Source organism: Arthrobacter sp. P1_B11 (assembly GCF_056406715.1).
Window position 1 is genome coordinate 1 of the sequence record NZ_JBFTZQ010000015.1, and the last position, 14,098, is coordinate 14,098.

Here is a 14,098-nt window from a genome sequence, read left to right on the forward strand (position 1 = left end):
TGCGCCCGTCCGAGCGGCACCTCCCGGTGGACCGCTCCGCTGGGTCAAGCCACAGGAATTCGTGGACCTCCAGCAGGAAGCGGACGAGATCGGCTTCCTCGGCGTCATGTCCGGACCCCTCGTCCGGTCCTCCTACCGTGCCGGCCGGCTCTGGGCCACCGCGATGCGCAAGAAAGGCTGGGAAATCCCCGCCGAACTGGCACACATCGAAAGCTCCGGCAGCACCCGCCAGGAAGCCAGCTCGCTGCTCGCAGCGCACTCCTAGCACCAGCCGTCTCCCTGCGGCAAAGGGCCGGACACCGGAGCTTCCGGCGTCCGGCCCTTTGTCGTAAATCACGTAGAATTAAGGCACTATGGCGAAATCCCCTGATTCCAGTAACGACACTCCGGCTCCTGTTGCCCGCAAGCGTGCCCTCTTCGCGCGCAAGCCGAAAGAGGCGAAGGCCCAGAAGCCCAACCGGCTCAAGCAGATAAGCGAAGTCTTCAACATGACCCGCCGCCACGATCCGATGGTTCCGTGGCTCATGCTGCTGGCGTTCCTGGGCGTTGTCGCCATCAGCCTCATCATTGGCCTGGTGCTGGAAAACTGGGTTACCGGCCTGATTATCGGCATCCCGCTGGGTCTGCTCGCGGCTACCTTCATCCTGTCGCGGCGCGCCGAACGTGCGGCTTTCGCCCAGATCGAGAATCAGCCCGGTGCATCCGGCGCTGCACTCAGCACGCTGAAGCGCGGCTGGATCACCGAGGAGCAGCCCGTGGCCGTTAACCCGCGGACCCAGGACGCCGTCTTCCGCGCCATCGGCCGACCCGGCGTCGTGCTCGTCAGCGAAGGCCCGACCCACCGGGTGAAGCCACTCCTGGATGCGGAGCGCAAGAAGCTGGCCCGGATTCTGCCCAACGTCACCATCCATGTGATCGAGAGCGGCCGCGGCGAGGGCCAGGTCCCCATCAGCCAGGTCGCGAAGAAGATGAACAAACTGAACAACGAACTGACCAAGATCGAGGTCAGCGCCGTTTCAAAGCGCATCTCGTCCCTGGGCACGAGGCTCCCCATTCCCAAGGGCATCGATCCCTACAAGGCCCGCCCCCAGCGCGGCCGCTAGCATTTTCCTGATCCGCCCCGGCGGCCGGACTTCCCTCCGGCAGCCGGGGCGTTTTCATTTGTCCGAAATACCGAGATACCACGTGAGGCCGGAGAGCTTGTGAATCCACCGTCAAGAAACACCGTCATCCGCATCTTTCGGATACTGGCCGTCGCCGAGGCATTCAGCTGGGCGGCCCTGCTGACAGGCATGTACCTCAAGTGGATCGCCAAAAGCAGCGAACTGGGCGTGGAAATTGCCGGGCCGGTTCACGGCGGACTTTTTATCGCCTACGGCGTTTGCGCCCTCTTCCTGTGGCGCATGCAGCGCTGGCCATTCTTCGTAGCGCTTTTCGCCGGCTTTTCGGCCGTCTTGCCTTTCACCACGGTTCTTTTTGAACAATGGGCGGGTCGCCGAGGTTACCTTGCGACGGCCGCGAGGGCGACGGCCCAGGGCAGCCGGCTCCGGGAGCCGGCTGCAGAAGAAACCGCGGACGTCTAGCTGGCTTCGGACCGTCTACATGCGGAGGAGCACAGTCCCCATGGCCTTGTCGTGGAGGCCGCGCTGGTCCGGATCGAAGATGACCGCGGGAACCACCAGGCAAAGCAGCAAGGTACGGACAAGGGCCGCCAGCGGTCCTGCGGGCGAGCCGCCGAGCCGTACCACCTGGATTCCCAGTGCGCGGTGGCCAATGCTGTAGCCAAGGGTTCCGATCAGCAGGATCTGTTCCGCGGCAAAGACGGCCAGTGTGGCCCATGAGTTGCCGGCAAAAAAGAAGTTGCTGATCAGCAGCGCGATGGTCCAGTCAATGGTGATTGCCAGGATTCTCCGCCCGGCCCGCGCGACGGACCCCGGACCCGACTCCGGCAGCCCGAGGCGCTCCCCCGGGTACTGGGAAATGCCGGATGTGTCCGGCCCGCTGAGCCAGGAGCCAATGTCTCTTCGATCTACCACTGTCCAAGTTTACCGGGGTGTCGCCCGGCCAATAACCGCCCAGAGTGTGGATGCGGATAGACCACAGTGTGGACACCGTATAGCGTTTACATATCAAGCGGTTCTGTAACGTGCCGGAAACAAAGCGGACACGGCCGGGAAATCCCGTGTCCCTAGGGTGGTAACAGTTGCTAGCGATCTGGGAGCGGGGCACTTTTGTGTTTTCGCGCTGTCGGACTGCGCTGGACCACGATTGCGCTGGACCACATTGGATTTCCAGCCAGTTATTAAATATGCGTAAGGAGCATAGATGTTCAAGACTGCGGACGAAGTCCTCAAGTTCATCAAGGACGAAGATATTAAATTCGTCGATATCCGCTTCACCGATCTTCCTGGCGTACAGCAGCACTTCAACGTGCCGGCCAAGAGCGTGGACGCTGATTTCTTCGTCAACGGCCAGCTCTTCGACGGATCCTCCATCCGCGGTTTCCAGGGCATTGCAGAGTCCGACATGCAGCTCATCCCGGATGTCACCACTGCGTTCCTGGACACGTTCCGCATGGAGAAGACCCTGGCGCTGAACTTCTCCATCGTGAACCCCCGCACCGGTGACCCATACCACCGCGACCCCCGTGGCGTAGCCGAGAAGGCTGAGGCCTACCTCGCGTCTACCGGCATTGCAGACACCGCGTTCTTCGCCCCCGAAGCCGAGTTCTTCGTCTTCGACAACGTCCAGTACCAGTCCTCCCCGCAGGGCAGCTTCTACAAGATCGACTCCGAAGAAGCGCACTGGAACACCGGCCGCGAAGAAGAAGGCGGAAACCTCGGCTACAAGACCCCCGTCAAGGGCGGCTACTTCCCGGTTTCCCCCACCGACAAGCAGGCCGACCTGCGCGACGCCATGTGCGTTGCCCTGGACGAAGCCGGCCTTGAGGTCGAGCGCAGCCACCACGAGGTGGGTTCCGCCGGCCAGGCTGAAATCAACTACAAGTTCACCACGCTGACCCACGCGGCTGATGACCTGCAGAAGTTCAAGTACGTCATCAAGAACACCGCCGATGCCTGGGGCAAGTCGGTCACCTTCATGCCGAAGCCCGTCTTCGGTGACAACGGCTCGGGCATGCACTGCCACCAGTCGCTGTGGAACGGCAGCGAGCCGCTCTTCTACGACGAAAAGGGCTACGCCGGCCTGTCTGACATGGCCCGCTGGTACATCGGCGGCCTGCTGAAGCACTCCTCGGCTGTCCTGGCATTCACCAACCCGACGGTCAACTCCTACCGCCGCCTGGTCAAGGGCTTCGAGGCTCCGGTCAACATGGTTTACTCGCAGGGCAACCGCTCCGCAGGTATCCGTATCCCGATCACGGGCTCCAACCCGAAGGCCAAGCGCATCGAGTTCCGCGCTCCGGACCCCTCCTCCAACCCGTACCTGGCCTTCGCTGCCCAGCTGATGGCCGGCATTGACGGCATCCGCAACCGCATCGAGCCCCCGGCTCCGATCGACAAGGACCTCTACGAGCTCCCCGCCGAGGAGGCCAAGGACATCCCCAAGGCTCCGGGCACGCTTGAAGAGGCCCTGGACGCACTGGCCGAGGACAACGAGTTCCTGCAGGCCGGCGGCGTGTTCACCCAGGACCTGATCGACACCTGGATCGAGTACAAGTACGAGAACGAGATCCGCCCGCTGTCGCTGCGCCCGAACCCCTACGAGTTCGAGCTCTACTACGGCGTCTAATCCCACCCCCGGGACATACCGGGTGCAGTGAGCAGTGAGTCCACGGGACTCCTGGCACCGCAGGGGCGGCCATCGGTTACGAAACCGGTGGCCGCCCTTGCCGTTGCCGGCTGTACTCCCGCGGTGTGTTCGGGCCCCCGAGTATCACAGTCCCCGGCAGGGCTCCTCCGCGTAAAGTCCCCAGAGTGAATCGGGTCCGGCACCCCCGAACGCCTCCTTGTCTGCGGACAGGGCGCGGCACAGGATGAGCGATTCCGCGAAACTTCGCCTGATATAAGCCTCCCAGTCTGCCCTTTCAGAGGTGAAGGCCTGCGTGCCCATCTGGTACTTCAAGTGGGCAAAGTGATCCAGTATCCGGTGGGCCGTGGCTTCAGACCTGGCGGCCAGTTGCTGTGCCTCCCGCCTGGCCGCAGGATCCTGGGTGGCCGCAGGATCAGGCAGTTCCTGGCGGCGCCAAAAGTACGGCTGAAGGTCCACATTCTCCACGAAAATCTTGTCGATCTCCTGCTGCTGGGCATACAAAGACGCGGCCGTACTGCTTTCCAGTGTGCTCCTGATGCCGAAGTACTGGTACGCCGCTGCGATGAGGGTGGCAGCCACACCGGCCCCGATGAGCAGCAGCTCGACCCTTCTGTGCTTCCTGGCGCGGCTGCTTTTCACCTGCGCCCGGGCATGCTCCGTGTCCTGGCCCACCGTGGTTCGCAAGCCGCTGCCCGGTTCTTCCGGGGATGCGGCCGGGCCCTGCCTGCCTGGTTCGCCTTCCGGGTCGCCGAGTTCCATTTCCGCACTCCGTGATGGTCACACTGCCTTCCCCCCAACAAGGTTGAAGAGCGCTGCCAAGACACAGCGTAAGCACGCACTCGGGCCAGCGCAACGGCCCGACGAGACTCAAAGCCGGGTGCTGAATCAGAAGGCCGCGAACATGGTCCGCTGCGGACCGGCCTCGCCGCCCAGGTAACGGCCCCGGTCCTCGAAGCCTGCCTTCAGATAGGCGGCGAGGCCTGCACCGTTGCGCTCATTGACTGAAAGCACGACGCCGGTCTGGCCGCCCCCCAGCCTGGCCGTCAGTTTAGCGGCAGCCGCCACGGCTGCGGCAGCGGCTGACGGGCCCAGTCCCCCGCCCTGCCGTCGCCGGTCTATCAGGAATCCCCGGAGCAGCCACACGGACTCGTCGTCCGGCCACCCCGCCAGCCGCGCGGCACCGGACTGGAGTGTCAGCACGCCCACAGCCTCGCCGCCTGCTTCGATGACATAGGGACGGCGCGAGTCTTCCTCCAGGCCAACGAGCATCATCCGCAGCGGATCGCCGACAAAGTCATCCTGGCCGGGGCCCAGTTCCATCCCGGCCACTTCGCCAAGGTGGATGGAACGGGCATCTTCATCAAGGTCCCTGAGGGATATCAGCCAAACGTCGGGAAGCATAGTCCGAGCCTACCCACGAACTGACGGCAGGCGGGACGCGCGACGGAACCGCCGCCGTCGTCGGCCTGCTGCCCTTATTGCGGCGCGGCAGTCTCGCCGGAGTCGGCGGGCGGGCCCGCGGGGTCCATCCACATGACCTCCCACAGGTGGCCGTCGAGGTCCTGGAAGCTGTGGCTGTACATGAAGCCGTAGTCCTGGACCGGCTGGGACTCCTTGCCGCCGGCGGCGATTGCCTTCCGGTACATGTCATCCACGCCCTCGCGGCTGTCGACAGAGAAGGCCATGATCGCTTCGGTGCTGCCGGTCGAGTCCACGATGTCCTTGGAGGTGAAGGTCTTGAAGAAACCCTCCACGAGGAGCATGACGTAGGCGTCGTCGTTGATGATCATGCACGTGGCGTTCTCGTCGGTGAAGTCCGGGTTGAAGGAGAACCCGAGCGCCGTAAAAAACTCCACCGCTTTATCGAGATTTTTGACGGGAAGATTTACATAGATTTGGGTAGCCATGGGCCCAAGCTAGCAGTTGGCCCCCTCCGTGTCAGCCCTTGGCCGGCTCGGGCTCCCGGCGTCCTTTGGCGTCCTATTGACCGTAGAAGACCTTCTCGAAGACGCCCCTCGCGCGCCGGCTGACCCGAAGGTAGTCCTCCTCAAAGGCGGTGGCCATCCCCTCCTCATAACCGCACCAGCGGGCCACCGCTTCCAAGTCACGCCGGGACGAGGGCAAAAGGTCCGAAGCACGGCCGGTCCAGATCACGTTGGCGGAGCGGATTCGGCTGGCAAGCCGCCAAGCCTCCGCGAGCAGCCCGGCGTCTTCGGCGTCGAGGAGTTCCAGCGAAGCCGCTACCTCCAGCGCCCTGAGCGTGGACGTGGTGCGCAGCTCGGGATGCCGGCCGGCATGCTCGAGCTGGAGCAGTTGCACCAGCCATTCGACGTCGCTGAGTCCGCCCCTGCCGAGCTTGAGGTGACGGGCAGGGTCGGCGCCACGCGGCAGCCGCTCTGATTCCACCCTGGCCTTGACCCGCCTGATCTCCCGGACGTCGGCCTCGGACAGCGCCGCCGGGTACCGGATCGGATTGATCAGCTTAAGGAAATCATCCGCGAGCTGGTCGTCCCCCGCGATGGGCCGGGCGCGCAGGAGGGCCTGGGCTTCCCAGACCAGGGACCATCTGCGGTAGTACTCGGCGTAAGAGTCCAGCGACCTCACCATCGCGCCGCTTTTGCCCTCCGGGCGCAGGTCGGCGTCGACCGCCAGTACACGTTCAGCCATGATGGCGGGTCTGAGGGGCTGCGTCAGCAGGCTCGAGAGGTGGCCCACAATCTTCGCTGCCTGCTGCTGCGCTTCATCATCCGCGGCCCCAGGCAGCGCCCGGTGCACATACATGACATCCGCGTCGGAGCCGTAGCCGATCTCCCGGCCGCCCTGTCTGCCCATGGCTACCACCAGGACCGAGGTCTTCAGGGGACCGGACGCGGACACGATGTTTTCGGCCACCCGCAGGGCCCCGAGGATGGCCGCCCTGTCCGTTTCGGCGAGGGCTTCACCCACCTGGTCCTGTGCGAGCAGCCCGGAGCTGTCGGCCACCGCGATGCGCAGTATCTCCCGGCGGCGGATCAGCCGGATGAGCCGCATGGCGCTCTCCGGCTCCGCGTGCCGGGACATTTTGGACGTGATTTCCTGCCACTGGGCCTCAAAGCTGAGCGGTGCCAGCTCCTTGTCCGTCCCCAGCCAGGCAACGGACTCCGGTGACACTTCCAGCAGGTCGGCGATGAGCCGCGAGTTGGACAGCATGTGGCAGAGCCGTTCGGCTGCCGCGGCGGAGTCCCGCAACATGCCGAGATACCAGTGAGTGGTGCCAAGGGCCTCGCTGACCCTGCGGAAGGCGAGCAGTCCGGCGTCGGGATCCACGCCTTCCGCGAGCCAGCCCAAAAGGATGGGGAGCAGCTGCCGCTGCAGGGCGGCCCGCCGGCTGACGCCCGCCGTCAGGGCCTCAATATGCCGCATGGCGCCCTGCGGATCGCGGTAGCCGAGCGCCGCGAGCCGGCCCTGTGCTGCTTCCGGGGTCAGGCGGGCATCTTCACTGCTCAACTTGGCTGCCGTGTTCAGCAGCGGGCGGTAGAAGATCCGGTCGTGAAGCTCCCGGACGGAGCGTTTGGTCTTCTGCCAGGCCGCCATGAGCGCGTCCGGGTGCGGCCGGTCGGTGGAGAACGGGCCCAGCACAGCCTTGGCGAGGGCGCGCTGCGAGGATTCCTTGACGGGCATCAGATGCGTCCGGCGGAGCTGGAACAGCTGGATGCGGTGTTCGAGCAGCCGCAGGTAGCGGTAGGCGTGGTCAAACGCGGCCGCGTCAGCCCGGCCGATATAGCCGCCCGCGGACAAGGCCGCGATTGCCGACGTCGTGTCGCGGCGCCGCAGCGTTTCATCGGCTTTGCCGTGCACGAGCTGCAGGAGCTGCACCGTGAATTCGACGTCCCTCAGCCCGCCCCTGCCGAGCTTGATCTGGCGCTGCTCCTCCGCCGCGGGAATATGCTCCGTCACCCGGCGCCGCATGGCCTGCACCGATTCGACGAACCCTTCCCGGTTCGCGGAGGTCCACACGAGGGGTGAAACTGCGTCTTCGTACCGCGTGCCCAGATCGGCGTCACCGGCGATCGTCCGGGCCTTGAGGAGCGCCTGGAATTCCCAGCTCTCGGCCCACCGCGCGTAGTAGCTCCGGTGCGAGTCAAGCGTGCGGACCAGGGGTCCCGACTTGCCCTCGGGGCGGAGGTTGGCGTCCACTTCCCACAGGCCGGGCTCGCGCGCGGGAGACGAAATGGCGCGGGAGATGCCAGCGGCCAGTGCCGTGCCGATGGTGTTGGCCCTGGCGTCATCCGGTTGCCCGGCCTCGACCACGTAGATGACATCGACGTCGGAGATGTAGTTCAGTTCGCGGGCGCCGCACTTGCCCATGCCGATCACGGCAAGGGCGACGTCGGCGACCTCCTCAGGATCGAACTGCGACGCCGCTTCAGCCCTGGCGACAGCCAGGGCCGCTTCGATGGCGGCGCCGGCCAGATCGGCAAGTTCGGCGCCCACGGCCGGCATGAAGTCGAGCGGATCAGCGGCGCAGAGGTCTTTGACTGCCAGGTCAACCACGCCCCGCCGGTATGCGGCTCGCAGGGCCTCGTAGGCCTCCGGGCCAGTGATTCCCGCGACCGGACGGGCGGCCTTCGGGTCGGCGCGCACCGACCTCAGCAAGTGGTTGCGCAATTCGGCTGGCTCCGCCTGGACCGGCTCGGGGCTCGCAGTCACATTGAAGGCATCGAGATGTTCGGGATGGCGGATGAGGAACTCACCGAGCGCCTCGCTGGCACCCAGGACGCGGTACAGCGGCTCGCTCGTGTCGGTGTCCGCCGCTGCCAGCTTCTTCAGGTCTGGGTGTTTTTCGATCAGCCGGACCAGCGACTGCAGCGCGGCGTCCGGACTCGCGGCCAGCTGCAGGCCGGCGAACAGCACGTCCTGGTCGATGCCCTCCAGTTCAGGGGCAGCGAGGAACCTCTCGCCCTTCTCCAGGTCGCTGAAGCCGGCCGAAATGAGGCGGCGGGCCAGGCTCACCGCGCAGTCCTAAAGGATGCCCAGGTTGCGCTGCAGCTCATAGGGCGTCACCTGCAGCCGGTAGTCCTGCCATTCGGCCCGCTTGTTGCGCAGGAAGTGCTCGAACACCTGCTCGCCAAGGATCAGGGGCATGAGTTCGGAGTCTTCCATGGTACGGATGGCGTCGTGCAGGCTGGCAGGCAGGGGGTCGTGGCCCATGGCCCGGCGCTCGGCCGAACTCAGCGACCAGATGTCGTCTTCGGCCGCCGCGGGGAGCTGGTAGCCCTCCTCGATTCCCTTAAGCCCAGCGCCCAGCAGGACCGCGTACGCGAGGTACGGGTTGGCCGCCGAGTCGATGCCGCGGTATTCGATCCTGGCCGACTGGCCCTTGCCCGGCTTGTACAGGGGAACACGCACCAGGGCGGAGCGGTTGTTGTGGCCCCAGCTCAAGTAGCTGGGCGCCTCTCCCCCGCCCCAAAGACGCTTGTAGGAGTTCACGAACTGATTGGTTACCGCCGTGAGTTCCGGGGCGTGCTTGAGGATGCCGGCGATGAACTGGCGGGCCGTTTCGGAGAGCTGGAACTCGGAGCCCGCCTCGTAGAAGGCGTTCGCGTCACCCTCAAACAGCGAAAAGTGAGTGTGCATGCCCGAGCCCGGGTGCGCCGTGAACGGCTTGGGCATGAACGTGGCGTAGGTGCCCTGCTGGAGCGCCACTTCCTTGATGACGGTGCGGAACGTCATGATGTTGTCCGCCGTCTGGAGGGCATCCGCGTAACGGAGATCGATTTCGTTCTGTCCCGGTCCGGCCTCGTGATGGCTGAACTCCACGGAGATGCCCACCGATTCGAGCATGGTCACGGCCGTGCGCCGGAAGTCCTGTGCCACGCCCCCGGGCACGTGGTCGAAGTATCCGCCTTCATCCACAGGCACCGGGGAGCCGTCCGGACCCGGCTCCTGGGACTTCAGGAGGTAGAACTCAATTTCCGGGTGCGTGTAGCACGTGAACCCCATATCGGCGGCCTTGGCCAGGGTGCGCTTGAGGACGTTGCGGGGGTCCGCAGCGGAGGGTTCGCCGTCAGGGGTCAGGATGTCGCAGAACATCCTGGACGTCTGCTCGGTTTCGCCGCGCCACGGCAGGATCTGGAAGGTGGCGGGGTCCGGCTGGGCCAGCATGTCGGATTCGAATACCCGGGCCAGGCCTTCGATCGACGAACCGTCGAAGCCCAGGCCCTCTTCGAAAGCACCCTCAACTTCGGCCGGCGCCAGTGCCACCGATTTGAGTGAACCCACGACGTCGGTGAACCAGAGACGTACGAACCGCACGTCACGCTCTTCGATCGTGCGCAGGACAAACTCTTGCTGGCGGTCCATGAGGCCTCTTCTCCGGGTCAACGTTCACGCCGCGGCCCATCACTAACCAAGCCGCCGGCAGCTCACGAATCACTTTACTAAGCATTCACGCCTGATGTTGGCGCAGGTGCTCCGCGTAACACAGCGTTAACACAAGGGGTGGCCTGAAGCGCCTGAAAGGGGCCGGCCGGGCACCGCCAAGCGACAGCTTGTGACGGGAATCACCCGGAGGCCGTCGCTGCCCGGTAGCTAGGACGTTGGGTCTCGGTTTACGCTCTAGCATATGGCCCCAAGCAGCAGTCCCGACGCAAGCATGTCCGCTGAAGTACCCGCCCCGTACGGCAACGGTCCCGCGGCGGCCGCAGCGCCGTCGTCGGAATCCACCAAAAAGGCTGTGCCAAGAATCCGCACGCACCACCTTCAGCAGGCGAAGGTTAAAGGGGAGCGCTTCGCAATGCTCACGGCTTACGAGCAGTACACGGCGGAGATCTTCGACCAGGCAGGTATCGAGGTCCTGCTCGTGGGCGATTCAGCGTCGAACAACGTTTTCGGCAACGAGACCAGCCTCCCGGTGACCGTTGATGAGCTGCTGCCGCTGTGCCGCGCCGTCGCGCGTTCGGCAAAGCGGGCCCTGGTGGTGGCGGACCTGCCTTTCGGCAGTTATGAGGTTTCCCCCCAGCAGGGAGTGGCCACCGGCGTCCGGTTTCTGAAGGAGGGCCTGGCGCACGCCGTCAAGATCGAAGGCGGCAAGTTCTACGCCGAAACTGTCCGGGCCATGGTCCAGGCCGGCATCCCGGTGATGGCTCACATCGGCTTCACGCCGCAGAGTGAGCACTCCCTGGGCGGCTACCGCGTGCAGGGCCGCGGCGACGATGCGCAGCGGCTGATCGACGATGCCGTGGCCTTGGCCGACGCCGGGGCGTTCTGCGTGCTCATGGAAATGGTCCCGGCGGAGACAGCGGCAGCAGTGGACGCGGCGGTCCAGGTGCCAACAATCGGAATCGGCGCCGGGAACGTCACCACCGGCCAGGTCCTCGTCTGGCAGGACATGGCAGGGCTCCGCGGCGGCAAAATGGCCAAGTTCGTCAAGCAGTATGCCGACCTGCGCACCACCCTCGGCGATGCGGCCAAGGCTTACGGCGACGACGTCCGGTCAGGCCATTTCCCGGGCCCGGAGCACTCGTTCTAAAGGATCTGTCCCTCCGGAGGTTCAGTCCTCGCGGGCATCAGTCCTCGTCGCCTTTTTCCCAGGCCTCGTTGCGGGCGTGGACCTTCTCCATCGCGTGTTCGGCCTCTTCCCTGGTCTTGTAGGGGCCGATGAGCTGGGTCCAGTCCGACATCGCGTCCTCTTCCACCTCATGGGTCTTCACGTTGTACCAGTACTCGGGCATCGACGTTCCTCGCTTCCGGTTGACAGCCGGCCCCGCCGGCGTGATCCACGTAACGTAAACCGCAACCGGGGCCGGTGGCCGCACAAAATTTACATGGCAATCTGCGCTGCCTTATATGATCAATCTATGCCTTCCTTAGCCTCGACCGCACCCACCGGCACGCTCACCCCGGGATCGATCAGCCCGCAGCGGCCAGTCCCCGCGTCCATCCCGCGGCCCGAGTATGTCGGCAAGCCCGCTCCGGCCAAATTCACCGGCTCCGAAGTGAAGTCCGCTGAAACCATCGAGAAGATCCGCGTTGCGGGCAGGATAGCAGCGCAGGCCATCGTGGAGGTGGGAAAGCACATCGTGCCTGGCGTCACCACGGATGAACTGGACCGCATCGGCCACGAATTCCTGCTCGACCATGACGCCTACCCGTCCACGCTCGGGTACCGCGGCTTCCCGAAATCCCTCTGCTCGTCACTGAACGAAGTGATCTGCCACGGCATTCCGGACAGCACCGTGGTCCAGGACGGCGACATCCTCAACATCGACATCACGGCCTTTATTGGCGGCGTGCACGGCGACACGAACCACACCTTCCTCGTCGGGGACGTGGACGAGGAATCCCGCCTGCTCGTGGAGCGGACCAGGGAATCGCTGAACCGCGCCATCAAGGCAGTCGCTCCCGGGCGCCAGATCAATGTGATCGGCCGCGCCATCGAGTCTTACGCCAAGCGCTTCGGCTATGGTGTGGTCCGTGACTTCACCGGCCACGGCGTGGGCGAGGCCTTCCACACCGGCCTGATCATTCCGCACTACGACGCCGCGCCCGCCTACAACACGGTCATTGAAACAGGCATGGTCTTCACCATTGAGCCCATGCTCACGCTGGGCACCATTGAATGGGACATGTGGCCCGACGATTGGACAGTAGTGACGCGGGACCACAAGCGCACCGCACAATTCGAACATACGCTCCTTGTCACCGAAACCGGCGCCGAAATCCTCACCCTTCCCTGACGCCGCCTGTAGCGTCCCCCTGACTCTCCCGGCAAGCGACCCTTGCCCTGCCCGAGCCCAAACCCAGCCACGAACGGAATCCCATTGGCCAAGAAGGACGAAAAGACCCGCAAGCACGCCCCGCTGATCGGCATCGACATCGGCGGCACCGGAATCAAGGGCGGCATCGTCGACCTGAAGAAGGGCAAGCTGATCGGCGACCGCTTCCGCCTGGCAACGCCCCAGCCGGCGACGCCCGCAGCGGTAGTGGAGGTGGTGGCGCAGGTGGTCGAGGAATTGTCCGCGCGCCCTGACGCACCGGAGGCAGACAGCCCAGTAGGAGTGACCTTCCCCGGCATCATCCAGCACGGGGTGGTTCATTCCGCCGCCAACGTGGACAAGAGCTGGATCAATACCGACATCGATGCGCTGCTCACCGCGCGGCTTGGCCGTCCGGTGGAGGTTATTAACGACGCCGACGCCGCCGGCCTGGCGGAGGCCCGCTATGGTGCCGGTGCGGGAATCGGCGGCACGGTCCTCGTGATCACGCTCGGTACGGGCATCGGATCCGCCTTCATCTTCAACGGACACCTGGTTCCCAACGCCGAACTGGGCCACCTGGAGATCGATGGCTATGACGCCGAAAGCAAGGCGTCAGCCGTGGCGCGTGAGCGTGACGGCCTCAGCTGGGAGGAGTACAGCGTCCTCCTGCAGCGATATTTCTCGCACGTGGAGTTCCTTTTCTCCCCCGAACTGTTTATCGTCGGCGGCGGCATCTCCAAGCGCGCGGACGAGTACCTGCCGCACATGCGGCTGCGCACCCCGATCGTTCCCGCCGAGCTGAAGAACGAGGCCGGCATTGTGGGCGCGGCCCTTGAAATTGCAGTGAAGCACGAGCTGGCAAAATAATTAGCTGTGGCGGAGGGACCCACTCCGGCCAAGGCACGCAGAAGGCGGCAGACACAATGTCTGCCGCCTTATGCGTTTCACTGGAGCCGGTGGCGGCTGCGGCTTCCCCTCCGCTGCCGCCACCGGAGTCTAGAGCGGGCTCTTTTCGGAGCTCTTGCCTTCGGAGCGCTTGGCTTCGACTTCGCCCTCGTGGCGCAGCAGCGCGATGGCGGATTCGAAGTCCTCCAGCGATTCAAAGGCCTGGTACACGCTGGCGAARCGAAGGTACGCCACCTTGTCCAGCTTCTGCAGCGGACCAAGAATTATCAGGCCGACCTCGTGGGCATCGATTTCCGCGGCCCCGGAAGCCCTGATGTTCTCCTCGACCTCCTGCGCCAGCAAGGCGAGGTCGTCCTCGCTGACGGGGCGGCCCTGGCAGGCTTTGCGGACACCGTTAATAACCTTGCTGCGGCTGAAGGGTTCGCCGACGCCGGAACGCTTGATCACGGAAAGGCTGGTGGTTTCGACCGTGGTGAACCGGCGGCCGCACTCAGGGCATTGCCGCCGCCGTCTGATCGCGGAACCGTCATCAGCCATGCGGCTGTCCACCACGCGGGAATCGGGGTTGCGGCAAAACGGACAGTACATGTTCGTTCCTTCCCCTGGCGCGCGGTGGCGGTCCGGGCCTGACACCCCACGCTTCTCCCGAACCAGTTTACGGCTAGATGCAGCTGAATAACAAG

The 14,098-nt window shown here is 64.9% G+C and carries 14 protein-coding genes and 1 pseudogene; 7 read left to right on the forward strand and 8 right to left on the reverse strand.

Annotated features, from left to right (window positions below; translation table 11 throughout):
* The 3 genes and pseudogenes from AC1D14_RS13180 to AC1D14_RS13190 form a co-directional block, all read left to right on the forward strand.
* Positions 1-265, forward strand: a pseudogene (locus AC1D14_RS13180) (lipoyl synthase); the annotation flags it as partial.
* Positions 266-353: 88 nt separating this feature from the next.
* A complete protein-coding gene (locus tag AC1D14_RS13185; protein WP_230117645.1) occupies positions 354-1,103 on the forward strand; it encodes a DUF4191 domain-containing protein in 750 nt (249 codons plus the stop codon).
* A gap of 99 nt (positions 1,104-1,202) precedes the next feature.
* Positions 1,203-1,583, forward strand: coding sequence for a DUF3817 domain-containing protein (locus tag AC1D14_RS13190; RefSeq protein WP_230117646.1), 381 nt, complete (start codon positions 1,203-1,205; stop codon positions 1,581-1,583).
* A 15-nt stretch (positions 1,584-1,598) separates the two neighbouring features.
* Here the strand turns inward: AC1D14_RS13190 and AC1D14_RS13195 are convergent, their stop codons facing one another.
* The gene (locus AC1D14_RS13195; RefSeq protein WP_230117647.1) at positions 1,599-2,036 is read right to left on the reverse strand and encodes an RDD family protein; all 438 of its coding nucleotides are present in this window, start codon (positions 2,034-2,036) and stop codon (positions 1,599-1,601) included.
* A 289-nt stretch (positions 2,037-2,325) separates the two neighbouring features.
* Here AC1D14_RS13195 and glnA (AC1D14_RS13200) point away from each other — a divergent pair, with 289 nt between their 5' ends.
* Positions 2,326-3,750, forward strand: a complete 1,425-nt coding sequence (gene glnA, locus AC1D14_RS13200; RefSeq protein ID WP_230117648.1) for a type I glutamate--ammonia ligase — start codon at positions 2,326-2,328, stop codon at positions 3,748-3,750.
* Between the two features lie 144 nt (positions 3,751-3,894).
* On the opposite strand, the gene AC1D14_RS13205 is transcribed toward glnA (AC1D14_RS13200), so the two are convergent.
* From AC1D14_RS13205 to glnA (AC1D14_RS13225), 5 genes are all read right to left on the reverse strand, one after another.
* Positions 3,895-4,530: a hypothetical protein gene (locus AC1D14_RS13205; RefSeq protein WP_230117649.1), complete on the reverse strand. Its 636-nt coding sequence runs from the start codon at positions 4,528-4,530 to the stop codon at positions 3,895-3,897.
* Positions 4,531-4,656: 126 nt separating this feature from the next.
* Positions 4,657-5,172: a GNAT family N-acetyltransferase gene (locus AC1D14_RS13210; RefSeq protein ID WP_230117650.1), complete on the reverse strand. Its 516-nt coding sequence runs from the start codon at positions 5,170-5,172 to the stop codon at positions 4,657-4,659.
* A gap of 74 nt (positions 5,173-5,246) precedes the next feature.
* Complete coding sequence (locus AC1D14_RS13215) at positions 5,247-5,678, reverse strand: VOC family protein (protein WP_230117651.1); 432 nt, start codon at positions 5,676-5,678, stop codon at positions 5,247-5,249.
* Positions 5,679-5,751: 73 nt separating this feature from the next.
* The gene (locus tag AC1D14_RS13220) at positions 5,752-8,763 is read right to left on the reverse strand and encodes a bifunctional [glutamine synthetase] adenylyltransferase/[glutamine synthetase]-adenylyl-L-tyrosine phosphorylase (RefSeq protein WP_230117652.1); all 3,012 of its coding nucleotides are present in this window, start codon (positions 8,761-8,763) and stop codon (positions 5,752-5,754) included.
* Positions 8,764-8,772: 9 nt separating this feature from the next.
* Entirely contained in the window at positions 8,773-10,113 is a 1,341-nt protein-coding gene (gene glnA, locus AC1D14_RS13225) for a type I glutamate--ammonia ligase (protein WP_230117653.1), read from the reverse strand.
* A gap of 262 nt (positions 10,114-10,375) precedes the next feature.
* Here glnA (AC1D14_RS13225) and panB point away from each other — a divergent pair, with 262 nt between their 5' ends.
* Complete coding sequence (gene panB, locus AC1D14_RS13230) at positions 10,376-11,281, forward strand: 3-methyl-2-oxobutanoate hydroxymethyltransferase (protein ID WP_230117654.1); 906 nt, start codon at positions 10,376-10,378, stop codon at positions 11,279-11,281.
* A gap of 37 nt (positions 11,282-11,318) precedes the next feature.
* On the opposite strand, the gene AC1D14_RS13235 is transcribed toward panB, so the two are convergent.
* Positions 11,319-11,483: an SPOR domain-containing protein gene (locus AC1D14_RS13235; protein ID WP_230117655.1), complete on the reverse strand. Its 165-nt coding sequence runs from the start codon at positions 11,481-11,483 to the stop codon at positions 11,319-11,321.
* Between the two features lie 126 nt (positions 11,484-11,609).
* On the opposite strand from AC1D14_RS13235, the gene map reads away from it, so the two are divergent.
* Positions 11,610-12,488 carry a type I methionyl aminopeptidase gene (gene map / locus AC1D14_RS13240; protein WP_230117656.1) on the forward strand — a complete coding sequence of 293 codons (879 nt, stop codon included), beginning with the start codon at positions 11,610-11,612 and terminating at the stop codon, positions 12,486-12,488.
* A gap of 84 nt (positions 12,489-12,572) precedes the next feature.
* Entirely contained in the window at positions 12,573-13,376 is an 804-nt protein-coding gene (ppgK, locus tag AC1D14_RS13245; RefSeq protein WP_230117657.1) for a polyphosphate--glucose phosphotransferase, read from the forward strand.
* Positions 13,377-13,505: 129 nt separating this feature from the next.
* Here ppgK and nrdR read toward each other — a convergent pair whose 3' ends face one another.
* Positions 13,506-14,003 (reverse strand): transcriptional regulator NrdR, encoded by a 498-nt coding sequence (gene nrdR / locus AC1D14_RS13250; RefSeq protein ID WP_230117658.1) that lies wholly within the window; start codon positions 14,001-14,003, stop codon positions 13,506-13,508.
* Positions 14,004-14,098 lie beyond the last annotated feature (95 nt).

Coding starts and splice junctions, on each gene's coding strand:
- AC1D14_RS13185 (WP_230117645.1), top strand. CDS start 354: ATGGCGAAATCCCCTGATTCCAGTAACGACACTCCGGCTCCTGTTGCC.
- glnA (WP_230117648.1), top strand. CDS start 2,326: ATGTTCAAGACTGCGGACGAAGTCCTCAAGTTCATCAAGGACGAAGAT.
- AC1D14_RS13205 (WP_230117649.1), bottom strand. CDS start 4,530: ATGGAACTCGGCGACCCGGAAGGCGAACCAGGCAGGCAGGGCCCGGCC.
- AC1D14_RS13210 (WP_230117650.1), bottom strand. CDS start 5,172: ATGCTTCCCGACGTTTGGCTGATATCCCTCAGGGACCTTGATGAAGAT.
- AC1D14_RS13215 (WP_230117651.1), bottom strand. CDS start 5,678: ATGGCTACCCAAATCTATGTAAATCTTCCCGTCAAAAATCTCGATAAA.
- glnA (WP_230117653.1), bottom strand. CDS start 10,113: ATGGACCGCCAGCAAGAGTTTGTCCTGCGCACGATCGAAGAGCGTGAC.
- panB (WP_230117654.1), top strand. CDS start 10,376: ATGGCCCCAAGCAGCAGTCCCGACGCAAGCATGTCCGCTGAAGTACCC.
- AC1D14_RS13235 (WP_230117655.1), bottom strand. CDS start 11,483: ATGCCCGAGTACTGGTACAACGTGAAGACCCATGAGGTGGAAGAGGAC.
- map (WP_230117656.1), top strand. CDS start 11,610: ATGCCTTCCTTAGCCTCGACCGCACCCACCGGCACGCTCACCCCGGGA.